The organism is Streptomyces sp. NPDC001832, from assembly GCF_040297265.1.
Taxonomy (GTDB): Bacteria; Actinomycetota; Actinomycetes; order Streptomycetales; family Streptomycetaceae; genus Streptomyces.
Map to the genome: position 1 here is coordinate 42083 of NZ_JBEOYU010000033.1, position 17642 is coordinate 59724.

Annotated in this window: 17 protein-coding genes; 10 read left to right on the forward strand and 7 right to left on the reverse strand. The window is 68.2% G+C overall.

Features of this window, described 5'->3' with window-relative positions:
- Nucleotides 1–65 precede the first annotated feature (65 nt).
- On the reverse strand, nt 66–2888 hold the full coding sequence (locus tag ABT115_RS22935; RefSeq protein WP_351792889.1) for an AfsR/SARP family transcriptional regulator: 2823 nt from the start codon (nt 2886–2888) through the stop codon (nt 66–68).
- Nucleotides 2889–3215: 327 nt separating this feature from the next.
- Here ABT115_RS22935 and ABT115_RS22940 point away from each other — a divergent pair, with 327 nt between their 5' ends.
- From ABT115_RS22940 to ABT115_RS22975, 8 genes are all read left to right on the forward strand, one after another.
- Nucleotides 3216–4037 (forward strand): hypothetical protein, encoded by an 822-nt coding sequence (locus ABT115_RS22940; protein ID WP_351792892.1) that lies wholly within the window; start codon nt 3216–3218, stop codon nt 4035–4037.
- Between the two features lie 47 nt (nt 4038–4084).
- On the forward strand, nt 4085–4441 hold the full coding sequence (locus tag ABT115_RS22945) for a hypothetical protein (RefSeq protein WP_351792895.1): 357 nt from the start codon (nt 4085–4087) through the stop codon (nt 4439–4441).
- A 339-nt stretch (nt 4442–4780) separates the two neighbouring features.
- Complete coding sequence (locus tag ABT115_RS22950) at nt 4781–5353, forward strand: DUF2306 domain-containing protein (protein ID WP_351792953.1); 573 nt, start codon at nt 4781–4783, stop codon at nt 5351–5353.
- Between the two features lie 311 nt (nt 5354–5664).
- Nucleotides 5665–5799 carry a hypothetical protein gene (locus tag ABT115_RS22955; protein WP_351792898.1) on the forward strand — a complete coding sequence of 45 codons (135 nt, stop codon included), beginning with the start codon at nt 5665–5667 and terminating at the stop codon, nt 5797–5799.
- Nucleotides 5800–5918: 119 nt separating this feature from the next.
- A complete protein-coding gene (locus ABT115_RS22960; RefSeq protein ID WP_351792901.1) occupies nt 5919–7940 on the forward strand; it encodes a hypothetical protein in 2022 nt (673 codons plus the stop codon).
- Nucleotides 7941–8116: 176 nt separating this feature from the next.
- Complete coding sequence (locus ABT115_RS22965; RefSeq protein ID WP_351792903.1) at nt 8117–8626, forward strand: helicase associated domain-containing protein; 510 nt, start codon at nt 8117–8119, stop codon at nt 8624–8626.
- 447 nt (nt 8627–9073) lie between these two features.
- Nucleotides 9074–9523 (forward strand): DegT/DnrJ/EryC1/StrS family aminotransferase, encoded by a 450-nt coding sequence (locus tag ABT115_RS22970; protein ID WP_351792956.1) that lies wholly within the window; start codon nt 9074–9076, stop codon nt 9521–9523.
- Between the two features lie 175 nt (nt 9524–9698).
- On the forward strand, nt 9699–10115 hold the full coding sequence (locus ABT115_RS22975; protein ID WP_351792906.1) for a hypothetical protein: 417 nt from the start codon (nt 9699–9701) through the stop codon (nt 10113–10115).
- Between the two features lie 71 nt (nt 10116–10186).
- On the opposite strand, the gene ABT115_RS22980 is transcribed toward ABT115_RS22975, so the two are convergent.
- Entirely contained in the window at nt 10187–10963 is a 777-nt protein-coding gene (locus tag ABT115_RS22980; protein ID WP_351792909.1) for a hypothetical protein, read from the reverse strand.
- A 230-nt stretch (nt 10964–11193) separates the two neighbouring features.
- Nucleotides 11194–12438, reverse strand: coding sequence for an IS256 family transposase (locus tag ABT115_RS22985; protein ID WP_351792959.1), 1245 nt, complete (start codon nt 12436–12438; stop codon nt 11194–11196).
- Nucleotides 12439–12899: 461 nt separating this feature from the next.
- On the opposite strand from ABT115_RS22985, the gene ABT115_RS22990 reads away from it, so the two are divergent.
- A complete protein-coding gene (locus ABT115_RS22990) occupies nt 12900–13211 on the forward strand; it encodes a hypothetical protein (protein ID WP_351792912.1) in 312 nt (103 codons plus the stop codon).
- A gap of 279 nt (nt 13212–13490) precedes the next feature.
- Here ABT115_RS22990 and ABT115_RS22995 read toward each other — a convergent pair whose 3' ends face one another.
- From ABT115_RS22995 to ABT115_RS23005, 3 genes are all read right to left on the reverse strand, one after another.
- Nucleotides 13491–14045, reverse strand: coding sequence for a hypothetical protein (locus ABT115_RS22995; protein WP_351792915.1), 555 nt, complete (start codon nt 14043–14045; stop codon nt 13491–13493).
- The gene (locus tag ABT115_RS23000; protein WP_351792917.1) at nt 14042–14209 is read right to left on the reverse strand and encodes a hypothetical protein; all 168 of its coding nucleotides are present in this window, start codon (nt 14207–14209) and stop codon (nt 14042–14044) included. The genes ABT115_RS22995 and ABT115_RS23000 overlap by 4 nt, the downstream gene beginning before the upstream one ends.
- A gap of 482 nt (nt 14210–14691) precedes the next feature.
- A complete protein-coding gene (locus ABT115_RS23005) occupies nt 14692–15453 on the reverse strand; it encodes a DDE-type integrase/transposase/recombinase (protein ID WP_351792920.1) in 762 nt (253 codons plus the stop codon).
- A 665-nt stretch (nt 15454–16118) separates the two neighbouring features.
- Between ABT115_RS23005 and ABT115_RS23015 the strand changes: the two genes are divergently transcribed.
- Entirely contained in the window at nt 16119–16613 is a 495-nt protein-coding gene (locus tag ABT115_RS23015) for a hypothetical protein (protein ID WP_351792923.1), read from the forward strand.
- Here ABT115_RS23015 and ABT115_RS23020 read toward each other — a convergent pair.
- Nucleotides 16585–17409 (reverse strand): IS5 family transposase, encoded by an 825-nt coding sequence (locus tag ABT115_RS23020; protein WP_351792926.1) that lies wholly within the window; start codon nt 17407–17409, stop codon nt 16585–16587. The two genes, ABT115_RS23015 and ABT115_RS23020, sit on opposite strands and share 29 nt — an antisense overlap.
- Between the last annotated feature and the right edge of the window lie 233 nt (nt 17410–17642).

Here is a 17642-nt window from a genome sequence, read left to right on the forward strand (position 1 = left end):
TTGCGAGTGCGGTGTCGTGTTGTGTGCGTTTTTCGTGTGCGTTGACGTTTGCGCCGGACTTGGGGTCACGGCGTGGTGGTGGTGTCTGTGTTGAGTGTGTGGAGCCGTGCGCGGGTTTGCTTTATGCGTGATGGGTGGACTTCTATGTTGTGGTAGATGTCGAGGGCTTGTTCCAGGGAGTGTTTTGCAGCGTTCTGGTTGCCCATGGCGTGGTGGACTTCTCCGAGGTGTACCAGAGTTTCTGCTTCGTTGAAGCGGTGGCCCAGGGTGCGGTGGAGTTCGAGGCCGTGCTGGTGGTATGTGAGGGCTTGGGAGTGGTTGCCGAGTTGTTGGTGGGCGTAGCCGAGGGTGTCCAGGGTGTCGGACTGTCCTCGTAGGTCGTCGAGTTTCTTCTGGATTGTGATGGCTTGATTGCAGTGGGCGATGGCGCTTTGGTGGTTGCCTTGCTGTGCGTGGTCCCATGCTACGGCGTTCAGGGCGCGTGCCAGTCCGGCTTGGTGGCCGAGTTGTGTGAAGAGGCGGACTGCCTGGCTGTCGTGGTGCAGTGCCGCCGGCCGGTTGCCGGTGTGTTCGTGGAGCCAGCCGAGGGCCAGGTGGGTGTGGGCCTGGGACAGGGCCTGATCGCTGTCTTGGGCCAGGGACAGAGCCTGGGTCAGCTGGTTTTGGGCCGCGTCGTGGTCGCCGGCTTCGGTGCGTTCCCAGGCCAGTGCGCGGTGGGACTCGGCTTGGGCGGCTGTGTCGTGGAGGCGGGTCGCGGCGGTCAGTGCCGTGGTGTGGACGGTCGCGATGTCGTTCCACTGTCCGCGCCGGGTCAGGAAGGTTGTCAGAGCCCAGGCGAGTTGCCAGGCGTGGGTGTTGTGGCCGTGGCCTTCGGCTTGGTGTACGGCGGCCACGAGGGTGGGGTGTTCCTGGATGAACCATGCCATCGCCTGCTCGTGAGTGGTGAGGTCTTCGGGACGCACGCCGTCGGCTGGCGGTGGCAGGTGGATGGGGTCCCGGTGCGGGTGCAGGAGCCGGTCGGCCGACCAGGCGGTGTGCAGATAGTGATCGAGGATTCGGGTGCGGGCTTCCTGGCCTTCCGCGTCGTTGATGGAGTCCGTGATTTCGAGAGCGTAGGTGTGTAGCAGGTCGTGGCAGCTGAATCGGCCGGGGGCGTGTTCCTGGAGGAGGTGGGAGGTTCGGAGCCGGTGCAGCGTGGTGTGTGTCGGTGCTGGGGCGAGGCCTGTGAGGCTGCTGGCGGCGGGGCGGGTGATGTCGGGGCCGGGGGCCTGTACGAGCTGGCGGAACACCCGGGCGGTCTTTGGATCGAGGGCGCGGTAGGAGGAGGCGAGGACGGTGCGTACGTCGGTGGCGCTTTCACCGGTGCCCAGGGCGTCGAGGCGGGTGGTGCTCTCGCGTAGTTCCTCGGTCAGGGCGGTCAGGGTGCATACCGGGTTGGTGGTGATGCGTGCGGCCAGGACGCTCAGTGCGAGGGGCAGTCCGGCGCATTGTTGTATCAGGGTGGTGGCGGCGTCGGGTTCCGCGGCGACGCGTTCGGAGCCCAGTCGGCCGGTCAGAAGCTCGCGTGCCGAGGTGGGGTCGAATGGGTTGACTGTCAGGTGGGTGACGTGGTGCGAGGCGGTCAGTCCGGTGAGCTGGTCGCGGCTGGTGATTATGACGGTGCAGGTGGGTGTGCCTGGTAGCAGGGGCAGGATCTGCTCGGTGTTGCGGGTGTTGTCCAGGACCACGAGCATGTGCCGGTCTGCGAGGAGACTGCGGTACAGGGCTGCCTGGGCGTCGGAGGCGATCGGGATCCGTCCGGGCTCGACACCGAGGGTGTCGAGGAATTGGCGGATCACCATGAAGGGGTCTGCCGGTTTTCCCGAGGGTGTGAACCCGTGGAGGTCCGCGAAGAGTTGCCCGTCGGGAAAGTGCTGCTTGCGGGTGTGGGCCCAGCGCAGTGCAAGCCAGGACTTGCCGACCCCGCCGGAACCGCAGATCACTGACAGCGGCAGGGTGGTGCGGGGCTCGGGCTGGGTGGCGAGCATCTTGTCCAGGACGGCGAGTTCCGTGTCCCGGCCGACGAAGTGTGCTGGGGGAGCCAGTAGTTGGCGGGGCACCGGTGATGTTGCCGCGCCCGTCGGGAGGTTCTTTGGAGATGCTTTGGGAAGGGTCAGCGTCGGGTCGGTGGCCAGGATCTGCTGGTGAAGCCCGCGTAGAGGCGGTCCCGGGTCGGCCCCCAGCTCACGCGCTAAACGTCGACGGATGTGCTGGTAACGGGCGAGGGAGTCTGCGGTGCGCCCGGCTCGGTACAGGGCGAGCATGAGTTGACCGGCCAGTCGTTCGTCCAGTGGGTGTTCATCGGCGAGCACGGTGAGCCGGGGCAGTAGTTCATTGTGCTGTCCGGCGCGTAATTGGATGTCGATGTAATCCGTTTCCGCTGAGAAGCGCTCCTGCTCCAATGCCTGGCGCAGGTCGTAGAACCATGGGACGTCCACGGCGGTGAATGGTTCGCCTCGCCACAGTCCGAGTGCTTGTCGTATCAGTGGTGCCGCCTGGGTGTCATTGGTTGTCCGGGCACGCGCGATGAGGTCCCGGAAGAGGTGAAGATCCACGGACAGTGGCATTGCTTCCAGTACGTAGCCTCCGGGGCGCCGTGAGATGGTCACCTCCGGGGCGTTCGCCAGAGCCTGGCGCAACCGGGACAGATACCCGTACAGCGTTCCCTTGACCCGCTGCGGCGCCCGGTCACCCCACACCCGGTCGATGAGCGAGTCCACCGCGACTTCCCGGTTGATGTCCAGGAGCAGAGCGGCCAGTACGCACCGCTGCCGCATGTGCCCCATGTCCGCTGAACGGCCGTCCAGACGCGCCTCGATCGTTCCGAGCAGGCCGAACTCCATTACCATCCCACGCCCCCCTTTCCCTGTTCACGTTAGTCACCTGGCGACCGCACTCACCAGGCGATTCAAGGTCGACTCAAGGTTCGTCCCCGGCCAGATACGCAGGGTTGGACCGATGAGAGGGCAGCGAGGCCGGTGTGCGTGCGGTCTGGCCGGCGCCCATAGCCGCCTGCTAGGGGACAGGGGAGCGTGATGCGACGTATCGGCCGGGCAGTGGGAGCCTGCGTATTCCTCGTGTGCTGCTTCGGGGGATGCAGTACACAGCCGGGGGCGGGGAGCGCGGAGCCGGGGGCGGAGACGCGGCCGTCCCTGGCTCCGCTGCCTGTGGCAGAAGTGGGGAACAGTCTTCCGCTGGACCTGTACGCGCCCTCCCCGAAAGAGCAGGCCCGGTCCGACCGCGCTCAGGAGGCGCTGGAACGCGCCTGCCTGGCCCGCTACGGACTGCGGTGGAACGGGCCGGGCAAAACCGCTTTGGAGACCGGCCGGCGGATGGTCCTGTCAAAGCAGGCGGCACGATTCGGGGTGGTGGACGCGTCGCAGGCGGCGCGATACGGGTACCACGCGCCTGCCTGGAGTACGTACAACCCCCACGTGAGCGATGTGCTGGACCAGCACGCTTCCATCCCTCCCGACGTGGAGAAGGTGCTCTACGGCGAGGTCGCGAATTTCGGGGACAAGCCCGTTCCGCGGAACGGATGCCGGGCGCAGGCGGCCGAGCGGCTCGTACGCGGTGCCCCTCATGCGGATCGCGAGCTTCCTGACCGCTTGGCGGATCGGGCAGCCGTTGCGAGTGCCGAGGATCCCCGGCTCTCGACGGTCCTGAGTGCGTGGCGCACGTGCATGACCCGCGCCGGCTACCACTACGCCTCGCCGTACGCCGCCGCGCACGACCCACGTTGGAAACGGGAAGGGGCCCCCACCGAGAAGGAGCTCACGGTGGCTGTGGCAGACGTCCGGTGCCAGAACCAGGTTCGGTATCTGCCCACGCTCGTGGACGTCACTTCCCGGCACCAGCGCGAGCTGATCAGCCGTCATACCACTGAACTCGGCCGACTGAAGCGCCTGAAGGACATTCGGGCGCAGAACGTCGCCGAAGCGCTCGCCACTCAGCCCTCCGGCCCTGTGCCATCCCAGGAGGGCGACGAACCGGGGTGAGCGAGCCGAAAGTCAGCACGATCCGCAACCGAAGAGAGGAATTCGACATGCGACGTATGATCACCACTGTGCTGGGTGCGCTGGCCCTCACCGCGGCATCCGCCGGTCTGTGGGCGGCGCCGGCCAACGCGAGCGACGTCTACCAGGGGAGCGACTGGGCGACCCATGCCTACGACGGGACGTGGTTCGACTACTGCGACGGCGAGGACGACGGCCACTCGGTGTGGGGCGGCTACTACACCACCGCTTCCAGCGCCTACCAGACCTCCAGCCCGGTCAATGGATACTGCGGCACCGAGTACGTCAACGGTGTGCTGACCAACCTGAGGATGGTCGAGGACAACCCCTCCAGCAGCACCAACTACTACGGCGCCTGGCACGGCTACCCGGTCGCCGGCAACTGACCGCCGCGACGCGGCGAGGAAACTCCCCGGCGGCGGGCCTTGCCAAGGCCCGCCGCCGGGGCACGTCGGATCGCGCCCCCGGCGTGCGGGCACTTCCCCAACGAGCAGGCCGCCCTCAAACGCCTCTACCTCGCCACCCTCGCCCTCGACCCCACCGGCCGCGGCCGCCAGCGATGGAACAAACGCTGGTTTCGACCACGGTGGTGGCGGCGCCCCTGGGCGGGAGGGCTGGCCCTGGTGGTAGCGGTGTTCCTGGCCAACCCGCGCTATCTCACCTTCGACCCGGCAGACTCCAGAATTCCGCCGAACCCGCAGTACCCCTGGCACTACCCGGTGCTGGTGACACACATCCTGTGCGGGACGGTCGCCATCGTGACCTGCTGCCTGCAGGTGTGGCCGGCCCTGCGCCACAAACACCCCAAGGCGCACCGGATCAGCGGCCGGCTGTACGTGGCAGCGGGCGTACTGCCCGGCTCTCTCGCGGGCCTCGCGGTCGCGTACGCCAGCCCGTCGGGGCTCTCCATGCAGATGAGCACCGCGACGACCGCGGTGGTGGGCCTGCGCATGATCCGGCAGGGCCGGATCGCCGACCACCGCCGCTGGATGGTCCGCAGCTTCGCGCTCACGATGTCGATCGTCCTGAGCCGGGTACTGGGCGTCCTGTACGACCACACAATCCTGCCACCGCCGCTCACCCAGGACATCCCGACACTCATCGCCTGGGGGCAACAACGCGCGGGCCTGGCCTCCTGGCCGGGCTGGATCCTGCCGCTGCTGATCGCCGAGTGGTGGCTGATCGAGCGGGAGGCCTCCGCCCGGCACCGGGCCCGCCAGGCCCGCCGCAAACAGGCCGCCCAAACCGGAGCAACACCCCAGGGGCCGCCCAGCGCAGGAGGCTGGCGAGGGTCTTGATGTCGCACTTTCCGCCTGGCGGGATCTCGCCGCGCAGAAGGCGGTCCCGCGTACACCGCGGCCGTGAGATCCCCCTTCGAACCGCCGTCGCTCTTCTCTCCCCTGCTGCGACGCATCCGGGCGACCGCCGGCCCCGGCCCGGTCAACGGCACCGATGCCTGGAACTCGGTCGGCGGCTCCTTCCGGCTGGAGACACCGACGGCCCGCCGTGCCCCGAGCTCATCCGGCTCCTCGGCGACGGCCCCACCGGGTTGGGCTGGAAGATCGATCACAAGAGCTGCACGTGCCTGTGCGACCACACCCATTCCGGCATGGGCTGCAACATCGACTTCCTCGAACCCACCACGGGTCAGTTCGTGTACTACTCCAACCTCAAGTGGGGCCGCACCCTCAGCGACCGCCGCCAGACCATCACCGAGTTGAATCGCCTGGCCTTCGCCTGTTAAGGGCGACACCACCGCCCGGTCGTCGGCGATCCGGTCCACGTCGAGGGCCTCGCCGCGGCCGGTGTGATGTTTTCGACCCGTCCGGCGCTGAGATGTACATGAACATAAAATTCAAACATGTGCCCGATTCTGCACGTCGTCTGGCTCTCGTCCTCGCACTCGCTGCCGTGCCCGTCGCCGCCGTCTCTCCCACAGCCCACGCCGAAGGGTCCACGGCGCCAGAGGTCGTGCTGACCGCACCGGACAGATACACGCCCGTCCAGGACGTGCTGTACGCCGCCGGAGATACTGGCTATCTCCACCGGCGGGAGACCGACGACGGCTCCACTGCCCCGTACCAGTGGCGCGGATACGACGGGACCGAGCGGACCGTCGAGAACTTCACCGGCCAACTGCCGGGTCAGCAGGGCTACTACGGGGCGGGGACGGACATCCTTCCCGTGCCCGTCGGTGCGAGCGGAGTCGTGCAGCTGCGGGACCCGGCGACGGGCGAGTCGACGCCGCTCACAGTGCCTGACGGTCAGTACACCGTCGCTTCCTTCGGGCGGACCGTGCTGACGTTCTCGTACAACGAGATGTGGCAGGTGGACAAGCTGCACATCCTCCGGCTCCAAGATGGCGCGACCACCGAAACCCCGGTCGAACCACCGCCGGGACTGCGTTTCGACCGGTACCCGGTCGCCGCCGGGGACGGGCAGCTGGCCGTCGTGAGGTTCACCCGCGCGCACACCATCGGCCTCGTCGACCTGACGACCGGCACCCTGACGCCCGTCTCCACCAACGTCGCCGTCGACGAGCCCTGGTCCGTCCAGGCCGCCGTTTCCCCCACCCACATCGCCTGGTACCAGAAAGGCATGAGCCAGGCCCGGGTGATCCGCCGCGACGACCCGTCCGGGGCACAGACCTCCGTCACCGTGCCGCCCTCCGACGAGGGCACCCCCGTCGTCGGACTGGCCGGCGAGTGGCTCCTCACAACCTACCGGCCGCAGGCCCCCACCGAGCAGAACCCTCCCGCGCGTCGGGGAGGCCCCCTCAAGGCCACCCCGCTCAGCGGCGGTTCACCCCTCACCCTGCTGGACGCGGCGCAGCCCGACCTGTCTCAGGTCCCCGGCGGCGGAGCGGTGACGGTAGGCGGCGCGCACGCCGGCGACTGGGCGGTGCGCCGGGTCGAGACCGGGCCGGACGGCCGCCCGACGCTGCGCACGCTCACCGAGGTACCCGCCGCGCCCGCCGTTCTGCGCGGCATCGCCCTCTCCGGTGGCCAGTTGGTCACCAAGGAGGAAGACAGCGGGCCGCGGCCCTCCTATCAGACCCGCGAGGTGACCCTCACCGGTACGCCGTCGGCGGGGGCACGCTCCGAGGTCACCACCGCCCCTCTCGGTGGCAGTTACGGCCAGCCGCTGGGCGCGGGGGACGGTTCGGTCGTCCATGTACGGTACGACGAAGCCTCTCAGCGGGACGTCCTGGTCCGCGCAACGGCGGGCGGTACGCGCACCGAGGTCGTGCCCCTCGACCGCACCATGCCGCCGACCTCGGGCCGCGGCCTGCGCGACGCCGCCGGGCGGTACGCGGTCTACGGAGGTGGCGACGAGCGGGTGGTCGTCGATTTCGAAGCACCCGGTGGCGGGGCGGTGGTCCAGCAGCTGAAGACCCCGGCGGCCGCGCTCAGGGGATCCACGCTGTGGACCACGGACGGCACCGGCGGCCGCGTCGAGGCGCGCGATTTGGTCTCCGGCGCGATCACCCCGTACACGGTCGGCGCCTCGTGCGTGATCCGCGACATCCAGGTCGCCGGGCGCTGGATGTACTGGGACTGCCTGGGCCAGGACATGACCGGCGACCAGTCGACCCCGTTCGGCGTGTACGACCTGAAGTCCGGCGCCAGCATCAGTCTGCCCAAACGCGGAAAGCTCGGAGACGGCTTCCTCGTCAACCACGACACAGCCGCGGGCAAGCTGCAGCTCACCGACTTCCACACCGGCACCGTCGCCGCGCCCCGGACGCTGGCAGACCTGTCCGCCGCGACCGGCTGGAAGAACTACGACGTGGACAAGTTCGGCAGCGGAATCGCATGGCTGGACGCCGACGGCACAGCGCACGTCACTTCGAGCGGTACGCCGGCCCTCAGTTCGGGTCTCTGACCCGGGTACGGGCGGCGCCACCCTGCCGCCGCCCGCGCCCTGAGGCACCGCTGAGATCTCCCCTTCGTCCGGCGCCCAAGGAGCCCCGTGAGGCGTTCGCGGCCCGCCTGCGGCACCTGCGCAAGGACGCCGGCCTCACCGGTGTGTCGTCTCAATCAGAGGACGGACGCGTAGAAGTGCCGCAGGGCGTGCATGCCGTGCTCGCGGGCGGCGGGTGCTCGCGGCGGGTCGATACGATGCTGCTCCGTGAGGCGGCGCGGCGGGATGAGCTGGACGCGATCGATCCGGGATGGTGCCAGGTATGGGAGACCGCGTGGCAGCGCTGCTACCGCCTCATCCACAACCACGTCCAGGCCGGCGGCGCACTCCCGGAGACTGCGGGCGACGTCGTCGTCCAGGGCAAAGACCTCGGACGCTGGGTCACCGCCCAGCGGTTCGGGTGGGAACAGCTCCTGCCGGTACAGCAATGGATCCTGGAGAACACCCTCAAGATCACACCAGCCGAGGAGGACGAACGGCCGGCGAAGCGGACACAGGATTCGAAGTGGGCGGTCAACCTCGCGGCGGCGCGGCAGTTCCACGCGCGTGAAGGGCACCTACGAGTACCCCGCAAGCATGCCGAGCAGTTTGGTCAAGCTCGGCACGTGGCTCGACAACGTACGCAAACGCGCCGCCAAGCTTCCTGAGCAGCGCCGGGCAGACCTCGATCGACTCGGGATGCGCTGGTAATGCGGAGCGTAACGTAGAGCCGTCATACGCACCGATAGAGGCCGATTTCGTGACGGCTGGACGTCGCGCTGTCCGCGCTCTGCGGGGCTCCCGGCGGCGCCACGCTCTTGAACGGCACTTCCCGGAGCAATACACCGCGTCCCGGCGTCGGTGCCCGCCGACGAACGTGATCCGGCCGCAGACCGGGCAGGTCAGCAACCGGATCACGCCGGTTTCCCCGATCCGTTCCGCCTCGGCGAGCATCAATCCGAGCCGCCAGATCCGGTCGGCGACCTGCCGGTCCCGGTACGCCTGAGCCCGACAGACGTCGTCGCAGTACTGTCGACGGGCCGACGCCCCCATGGGCAACCGGGCCCCGCAGGAATCGCAGAAACGAAGGCGGGCCATACCTCCAGGGTCGCGGGATTAACTACCGCCTGGCCGAACCCCTCGCCGCGCTCGCCCGGCACAACCTGAAGGGCCTGGAGCAGGCCCTGGCCCGGCGCCACGAGCAGGCCCACCGGCTCTACGACCTCGTCGGCGAGATCCCGGAGCTCACCGTGCACGCCCCGGCGCCCGACGACGCACCCAACGGGTACAGCGCCCTGTGGCGCGTCGATTTTGACCGGCCCCGGGACTTCAGCACCCACCTGGCCGAGGCCGGGGTATTTAACTCCGTCGGCACCTACCGGCTCCGGGCGGCGCACCAGCACCCGGCCTGCCAGGACCTGAGCCCGGCCGACTGCCCGCGCGCCGCCCAGGCCGTCGACCGGATGCTGGCCGTCACCCTCCAGCAGCAGACCACCGACACCGACCTGCACCACCTCGCCGAGACCATCCAGCGCGAGGCCAAGACCTGGACGGAGGGCCAGTGACCGCGAACCCCCTGCCGCAGCCCGACCCGGCGGCCACACCCGAGGTGGACGAGCTGCTCCAAGACGTCGACGGGGTTGTCGTCGACTGGGACGGCACCGTCGTCGACAACGCCGAGATCCGCCTGAGCGCGTTCCAGCAGGCCCTCGCCCCGTACGGCGTGGACGTCGACCCGCAGTGGTACGCCCTGAACTGCGGGCTTCCCATCCGCGAGGCCGGGGTCAAGCCCCGAACATCCACGCCCGGTTCATTGAGCGCGCGCTGCGCCGGCCCGGCGGGATCGGGGAGCGGCTGCTGCGCCGCCGCGCCGCCCCGATCGTCCGGAGGGCCAAGCAGCTCGCGCCGGGCAGCATGGCCCGGGGCATCACCCTGCGGATCGAGGGCACCGGCCGGGGGATGCAGGCCATCATCACCCCGACCCACCCGGCGTCCCTGTACGTCATCAACGGGACCCGCCCCCACGTCATCCGGCCGAGCCGGGCGCGGGCGCTGCGGTTCCAGGCTTGTGGGCGCACGGTCTACGCGGCCCGGGTCAACCATCCCGGAAATGCTGCGAATATCTTCCTTGCCCAGGCGGTACGCGAAGCGCTATGAAGCCCGGGCCGCGCCGCTACCGCGACTTGGGAACACAGGCCCGCATCGGCGTGATCGCCTGGTGCCGGCGTTCAGGGGCGGGGGTGTTGGCTGAGCCATTGCTGAAGTTCGCGGTGGCGGAACTGGTAGCCGGGCCCGCTGTAGCGGAGGAGACCGGCGGTGACGGCCCAGTCAAGGAAGACACCGAGGCGGAAGGGCAGCTTGCCGCGTGAGAGCAGCAAGAACACCCCGTACCTCCGCGCTGCGCGAGCGCACCCGCTTGCGATCCCGACCACAAGTCCAACTGCACACGCGATCACGGGTCCGGCCGCGAGTCCGTCGGTGAGTTCCGATCCGTCCTGGATTGCGAGTACGAGCCCGGCTAGGCTTCCGGCGAGTCCGCCTAGGAGTCCGGCCAGGGGCCCGATCAGGAGCCCGTAGACCATGTCGGCGCGGATAGTTTGTCGAGGGTTGGCCACAGTGGTTCGCTCCACCCTGAGTCCTCGCAGGAATCCACCTGCGAGCCCGCCGACAACCCCGAGCATGAGCGCGAACATGAGCCCGTCACTGAGCCAGGCGGAGAGCCCGGGCTCGGGCTCTAGCCAGAGTCCGATCCCGAGGAAGAAAGCAAACCCAACCGCGAAGCAGCTTTTGAACCATGTCTTGAATCCGTCTGCGGAGCCACCTGCCAGCCCTCCCGTGAATCCGCCGATGAGACCAAGCCCGATGCCTAGGATCATTCCGGATCTGATTGAGTACCCGATCCCGGCCGCGTCCAGGGCTGGGGGATCGCTCATGAAGTCGGACGTGACTGGGATCGCGAAGCCGACGATGAACCAGGTCTTGAATTTGGCCCAGAACCTGGCCATGAACCTGTCCTCGAGTGTTCCCCAGGTAACGCGGAGACGGTTGGGCTGGGGTGTCGGACGGAAGGCGATGAAGCAGGCGAGCGCGGCAACAAAGGCGACGGAAGTGAGGGCTTCGAGGTCGGTTTGGCGAAGAAGATCGCCACGAAGACGAAGGGGAGGGCGGTGAGGGTGAGGTCCGCGATCGGACGCGGGTGTGTCAATTTAACGGCTGATCTTGGTTGTTGAGTTGGTCAGTGGTCGGTGGGGGGCAGGCGGCCCTCGAAGGCGACCTGGAAAGCGTTCAAGGGCGCCTTCCAGCGCATGGTCCACCGCTTGCGGCCCTTGCCGGTCGGGTCCAGGCTCATCAGCGCCATGTAGACGCACTTGAGCGCCGCGACCTCGTTGGGGAAGTGCCCGCGGGCCCGGACAGCCTTGCGTATGCGGGCGTTCACGCTCTCGATCGCGTTCGTCGAGCAGATGACTTTGCGGATCTCGACGTCGAAGGAGAGGAAGGGCACGAACTCGGCCCAGGCGTCGGACCACAGCTTCACGATCGCCGGATACTTCCGGCCCCACGCGTCCTGGAACTCCAGGAACCGCTCCATCGCCGCTTGCTCGTTCGGCGCGGTGTAAACGGGCCGCAGCGCCTTGGCGATCTTGTCCCAGTCCTGGCGGGCCGCGTAACGGAAGCTGTTCCGCAGCAGGTGAACGACACAGGTTTGTACCATCGTTCGAGGCCAGACGGCCTCCACCGCATCGGGCAGGCCCTTCAGTCCGTCGCAGACCAGCATGAGCACGTCGTCGATGCCGCGGTTCTTCAGCTCGGTAAACACGGGCAGCCAGTACTTCGCGCCCTCGCCGCCGTCGCCGGCCCAGATCCCCAGGATGTCCCGGGTGCCTTCGGCGGTCACGGCCATGACGACGTAGATAGGGCGGTTCGCGACCTGACCGTCGCGGATCTTGACGTTGATGGCGTCCACGAACAGGACCGGATAGACGCGGTCCAGCGGGCGGTTGGACCATTCCGCCATGCCCTCCATCACCTTGTCGGTGATCGTCGAGATGGTCTGTTTGGAGATCTCCGCGCCGTAGACCTCGGCCAGGTGCGCGGAGATCTCCCCGTGTGTGAGCCCCTTCGCGGACAGCGACAGCACCATCTCGTCCACGCCGGTCAGGCGCCGCTGCCGCTTCTTGACGATCTGCGGCTCGAACGTGCCAGCCACGTCCCGGGGGACCTTCACCTCGACCGGGCCGACGTCGGTCAACACGGTCTTCGCCCGGGTTCCGTTCCTGCTGTTGCCGCTGTTACGGCCCTCGGTGTCGTGCTTCTCGTACCCGAGGTGATCGGTGATCTCGCCCTCCAGGGCGGACTCCAGCACCCGCTTGGTCAGCATCTGCAACAGGCCGCCCTCGCCGGTCAGCTGCAGCCCCTCGGATCGGGCCCGGTCCACGAGCATCGCGACCAACTGCTCATCCGACGCGGGCGGCACCGGCATGACCCCGGACTTTTCCACGGACTCCTGCTCGACAACGGACTCGGTCATCTCTGGCGTCTCCTTGATCATCAGATCCGCCGTTGATTAGACACTCCCGCTCCCCGCACTCCGGTGCACGAGGGTGCCCGTCAGAGGGCCCAGGTTACGGAGGCCCGTACTGCATGGAGGAGGATGCGGTACGGGAGGGGATCAGGTACGGCATGGAGGTCTCCTTAACTGTCGGTCGCCGCGCGGATCATGACGACTTCCAGCAGCCTCGGGCCGTCGCCCTGTGGACAGAGCCCAGAGATTTCTCCCTGCTCCACGAGATGGGACGAACCTGTGACGTTGCGCGGCAGCTGGCCCCGTTGACCGCTACTTGGACAGGCATAGCGCTTGAGCGGTTCCTCGGTCGGCAGGCTCAGTGGATACAGTCCGCTTGTTCGAGACGTTCATTGGCTGACGAAGGGGATGGACGAGATGTGACGGGGCGGGAGGGCGACCTGAAACTGAGTGCTGACGAGGGCGGCGGGCTCGCGGCGCGGTGGTGGCAGTGGGCGCTTTCCGCACCCGACGCGTGCAGCCCCGTGCTGGACAAGACCGGCGAGTTCGCCGGCTGGCAGCAGCTCGACGACGTGCGGTTCCTGGCAGGGACCTACGGCGGCCGGGTCGTGCGACGCTGCTCCATACCTGCCAGCCGTCCGGTCTTCTTCCCCGTTTTCAACACCCAGCGTTCCGCCCTCTTCTCGTCCCGTCCGGCAGTGATGCACGTCGCCAAGGCCACGGGTTCCTGAACGGGGCCCTGCTGACCCTGCACGAGTACACTTCACCGCGGTTGCGCGCAGGACTGGTGCCCCGGGTCGCCTGAGGACTGTGGTCGGTTCTGGCGCCCCTGCCCCCCCCCGGACAGTACGTCCTGGAGATCAAAGCGGACACGGGCGACGGCTTCTGGGTCGACACCACCTACCACCTCACTGCCGCCGCTTCCTGACACCGAAGCGACAGCAGCAGCTGGTAGGGGTGCTGTTCCTTACCTGAGAATCGGGCCGCCGCCGGCCCCCAGCGGCCGGCGGCTACATCGACGGATTGCGCGCCATCGCCCGCGGCAGGGGCTTCAGAAGGGTCACCAGGTCAGTGGCAAGAGCCCTTGCTGAAGGTCGCGTGGGAGAGGTAGAACGCGAGCATCCCCGGGTCGGGGGGGGCGGCCGGTCCTCGGCCCCCGGGAAGACTACGGGGGGCTGGTCGTCCAGGGTCAGCGTGATGCGGACGCAGTACTCCGTCTCGGTGTCTTCAGTGCTGACCGTGTAGCCTCCGCCCTCCTCTTCACGCGTGTCGACGCCGTGCCCTGGTCCGATGCCGCTCTCCCGGATCGCCTCCGCGATCAGGAAGCCGTGGTTGCCCTCCAGGCTTGTGTAGTGCCGTTTGCCGCCTAGATCTTGGACGCCCTTGCGGACGGCGTCGCGGAGTTCGCCCTCACTCCACGTCGACTCGGCCTGCATACCGAACAGCACGCCGAGCGCGACAAGCGGCGTGAGGATGATGAGTGCGAGACCAACCGGGTTGCGGTGGTTGTAGACGTACCGGCTGGTTCCCAACTTGTTCCGGATGAAGACGGGTTCTTCGCTCAACGTGCTGCCTGCACACCGCCGATGTGCGCTGCCCAGGCATCTGCCCGGAGCGCGAGCTTCGGGGCATCGGGGCTCTGCGGGGGCACGCCCTCAAACGGTCTGTCGAACTCGGCTTCGGCTCGGTTGATGCGGGCCGAGAACCTGCGGTGAGGTGCGGTCGTCATGGCGGCACTGTAGCGGCGAGGTGATCACATCGGATATCCCGTCGATATCCGAGACGACGGCTCGGATACTGCGATCACGCCACGCCAAGCGCTCGTCGGCCGCGAACGCTCAGACTGGTCACGTAGAACGCTCACCGGCCAACTCTGGCGCTCAGTCACAGAACCGGGCTGCCAGGGTCAAACCCGGCCTCCTTGTCCAGCCGGTAGTTGTCAAGTCAAATGAGACGTTCGCGGTGCTATGAACCTTGTGGTTCGGGTTCCCTGCGTTTGGCAGCATCGTTGATCCAGACCTGGCCGGGGATCTCGGGTGGCTTCGGCCGGCGGGCGAAGCGTTCGGGGTGGCGTTCGTATGCCTCGGCGAGAGCGACGGCCCGCTGGTCGCGGACCTCCTCTGCAGTGCCGAAGTGGACGGAGGCGGGGGTGTGCAGGCCGATCCCGGAGTGTCTGTGGTCGTGGTTGTAGTAGGTGATGAACGCATCCAGCTACTCCCGGGCATGGGCCAGTGAATCGAACCGTTCCGGGTAGTCGGCGGCGTACTTCGTGGTCCTGAACTGGCTTTCCGAGTACGGATTGTCGTTGCTGACCCTGGGGCGCGAGTGACTTCTGGTGATGCCGAGGTCGATCAGCAGTTGGGAGACCTTCTTGCTGGTCATGGAGGTGCCTCGGTCCGCGTGTACGGTCTCGGGCACGATGCCGTTGCGCTCGATCGTCTCGCGGATCAACTCCTCGGCCCGCTCGGCCGTTTCGGCCCGCTCGACGGTGTGACCGACGATGTAGCGGCTGAAGATGTCGATGATGACGTAGGCGTGGTACCAGATGCCCTTGTCAGGGCCGGGCAGCTTGGTGATGTCCCAGGTGAACACCTGCGACGGCCCGGTCGCCACCAGCTCGGGAATCTTTTTGGCCGGGTGGGTGGCCTGGCGGCGGCGTTCGCCGTTCTGCCCGGCGGCGGACAGGATCCGGTACATCGTCCGCTCCGAGCACCAGTAGTTCCCCGCGTCCAGCTCACGCGCCCAGACCTGCGCGGGCGGCAGGTCGGCGTACTCCAGCCGGTTCAACAGCGCCAGGACCTCGGCCCGCTCGGCCGGCGACAGGGCCGAGGCGGGCGCGGGTCTCGGGGACGGTGCTGGCCTTGGCCTCGGGTTGATGCGACGGTAGTGGGTGGCGCGCGAGCGCCCGGTCATCCGACAGGCCGCCGCGGTCCCCAACTGCCCCTGGACACCCGTGAACGCCTCATCGATCACGGGCGCTGCGGCATGCTTCAGTCCGCGCTCTCGGAGAGCAGTTCCAAGCTTGAGATTAAACCGGTGGAGATCATTTAGCTGCTGTGGCGCTCTCGGCCTCTGGCGGTTGGCGCTGGATGTTTTCGCTGGTGGGGGTGGTCTTCCTCTTGCCAACTGGGTATCGGGCCCGAGGTGGCCGGGTGGTGCCCTTCGGGCGGCCCGGGCCTGCGGTGGTTGGTTTCGGTCTTCTGGCGGGAGTGCCGATAGTGCGTCGTAGATGACGAAAACCTCGGCGGACGCGGCCCGGTGTCATCGGCTGGTCGGCGGCAACGGGCCGCTTGCAGGGGCGTCGCAGGTCGCGGGTAAGGGTGCGAGCGAGGCGGAGTTGGGCGTGTGCTGCCAGGATCAGCCAGGTCCAGCGCTCGCCCTGTTCCGGAGTGCGGATCTGCGGACGAGTCCAGCCCAGCACCGACTTGATCAGTCGAAAGGTGTGCTCGACGTCGAACCTGCGCAGGTAGGTCTTCCACAGCAGGTCCAAGTCGAAGGCCGTCTGGGCGGGCGCGGTGTGCCATAAGAAGGCATTTCCAAACCGGACGTAGCGTCAAGTTTTCCCAGGTCAGGGGCAGGTTGCTTGCCGTTTAGGCATGCTCGGGCCGTCGGTTCAGGCTCGGGTGTGGAGGTGGCGGATGCCGTCGGTGATCGCGGTGCTGGAGGAGCGTGAACGGCTTGCGCTTGTGCGGGCCGAAGAACTGCGGGCGGAGCTGGAGCGGGTCCAGGTGGCGGTGGCTGCTGCGGAGGAGGCCGCCCGGCGTGCGGTGATCGCTCGCGAGGAGCTCGTTGATGCGTTGGCGGAGACAGCCGTTGAGGAGGTGCCGGCCCGGACGGCGGTGCCTGCCGCGCGGAACGCTGGTGGGAAGGCGGACGTGGTGGGGTGGCGCGAGGGCTTGGCGGCGGATGTTCTGCCCAAGGACTACGCCCGGATCGTGTCCCTGGTCCAGGAGGACGCTGCCCGGGGCGGTGACGGAGTGCGGGCGCGTGGGCTGCGGGAGGGCCTGGGCTGGCAGGCGAGTGACGCCCGTGAACAGGCGGCCCGGTGGCGTGCGAAGCGGCTGGTGGAACGCGGGTGGCTGACCGAGGTGCGGGCGGGGTTGTTCAGGCCGCGGCCGGGGTGGCCGGGCTGAGGCGGCGGGTCGCGGGGGCGCCGCCTCGGGCGAGGCGGCGGGTGGCGGTGATGCTGGCCGCCCACCAGGTCATCGCCTGGGCGCTGTCGGTGCGGGTCTCGTAGTCGCGGGCCAGGCGGCGGGAGCGGATCAGCCAGGCGAAGCTCCGTTCCACGGTCCAGCGGCGTGGGAGCACGGTGAAACCGCTGGTGTCGTCGGAGCGTTTGACGACGGTCAGGGCGAGGGCGAGGGCGGCGTGGGCGAAGGAGACGAGCCAGCCGGTGTAGCCGCTGTCGGCCCAGACCAGGCGGATGTTGCTGTGGCGTTCGCGCAGGGTCTGGAGCAGGTCGCGTCCGGCGTCGCGGTCGCTGACCGAGGCCGCCGTCACGATGACGGTCAGCAGGAGGCCGAGGGTGTCGGTGGCGATGTGCCGCTTGCGTCCGTTGATTTTCTTGCCGGCGTCGTAGCCGCGTGAGCGGGCGGGGACGGTGGCGTCGCCCTTCACGGACTGCGAGTCGATGATCGCGGCACTCGGCTCGGGCTTCTTGCCGGCGAGTTCGCGGAGCCGGGTGCGCAGCCGTGCGTAGAGTTCCCTGATCAGGTCGTTGTCGCGCCAGCGGCGAAAGAAGCGGTAGACCGCCCGCCATTTCGGGAAGTCGCGGGGCAGGCTCGCCCAGCGCACGCCTTCCCAGGTCAGGTAGCGCACGGCGTCGATCAGCTGACGGTGGCAGTACGCTTCCGGGCGTCCGCCGCGGCCCTCCATCCAGGCCGGAACGGGCAGCAGAGGACGCACCACCGCCCATCCGGCATCGGTCATGTCGGAGTCGTAGCACCTCTCGCGGTCCGGGTGATCGGCGGCATTTCCGAACCGGTGAGCGAGACAGTCACACGCCGATGCACCGGGAATGGACGGGCCAAGTACGGACACGGCAGAGTGGGACACCAGGGCCTCTTGGGTACTCTCCGCCAGCCGTTGATCACCTGAAGGAGACCTGCTGGGACAGCAGTTCGACCGGACCTCGAGCCTTCCGGTTCGGGAATCGCTCCTGA

Coding starts and splice junctions, on each gene's coding strand:
- ABT115_RS22935 (WP_351792889.1), bottom strand. CDS start 2,888: ATGGTAATGGAGTTCGGCCTGCTCGGAACGATCGAGGCGCGTCTGGAC.
- ABT115_RS22945 (WP_351792895.1), top strand. CDS start 4,085: ATGCGACGTATGATCACCACTGTGCTGGGTGCGCTGGCCCTCACCGCG.
- ABT115_RS22955 (WP_351792898.1), top strand. CDS start 5,665: ATGGGCTGCAACATCGACTTCCTCGAACCCACCACGGGTCAGTTCGTG.
- ABT115_RS22980 (WP_351792909.1), bottom strand. CDS start 10,963: ATGGCCAGGTTCTGGGCCAAATTCAAGACCTGGTTCATCGTCGGCTTC.
- ABT115_RS22985 (WP_351792959.1), bottom strand. CDS start 12,438: ATGCCGGTGCCGCCCGCGTCGGATGAGCAGTTGGTCGCGATGCTCGTG.
- ABT115_RS23000 (WP_351792917.1), bottom strand. CDS start 14,209: ATGACGACCGCACCTCACCGCAGGTTCTCGGCCCGCATCAACCGAGCC.
- ABT115_RS23015 (WP_351792923.1), top strand. CDS start 16,119: ATGCCGTCGGTGATCGCGGTGCTGGAGGAGCGTGAACGGCTTGCGCTT.
- ABT115_RS23020 (WP_351792926.1), bottom strand. CDS start 17,409: ATGACCGATGCCGGATGGGCGGTGGTGCGTCCTCTGCTGCCCGTTCCG.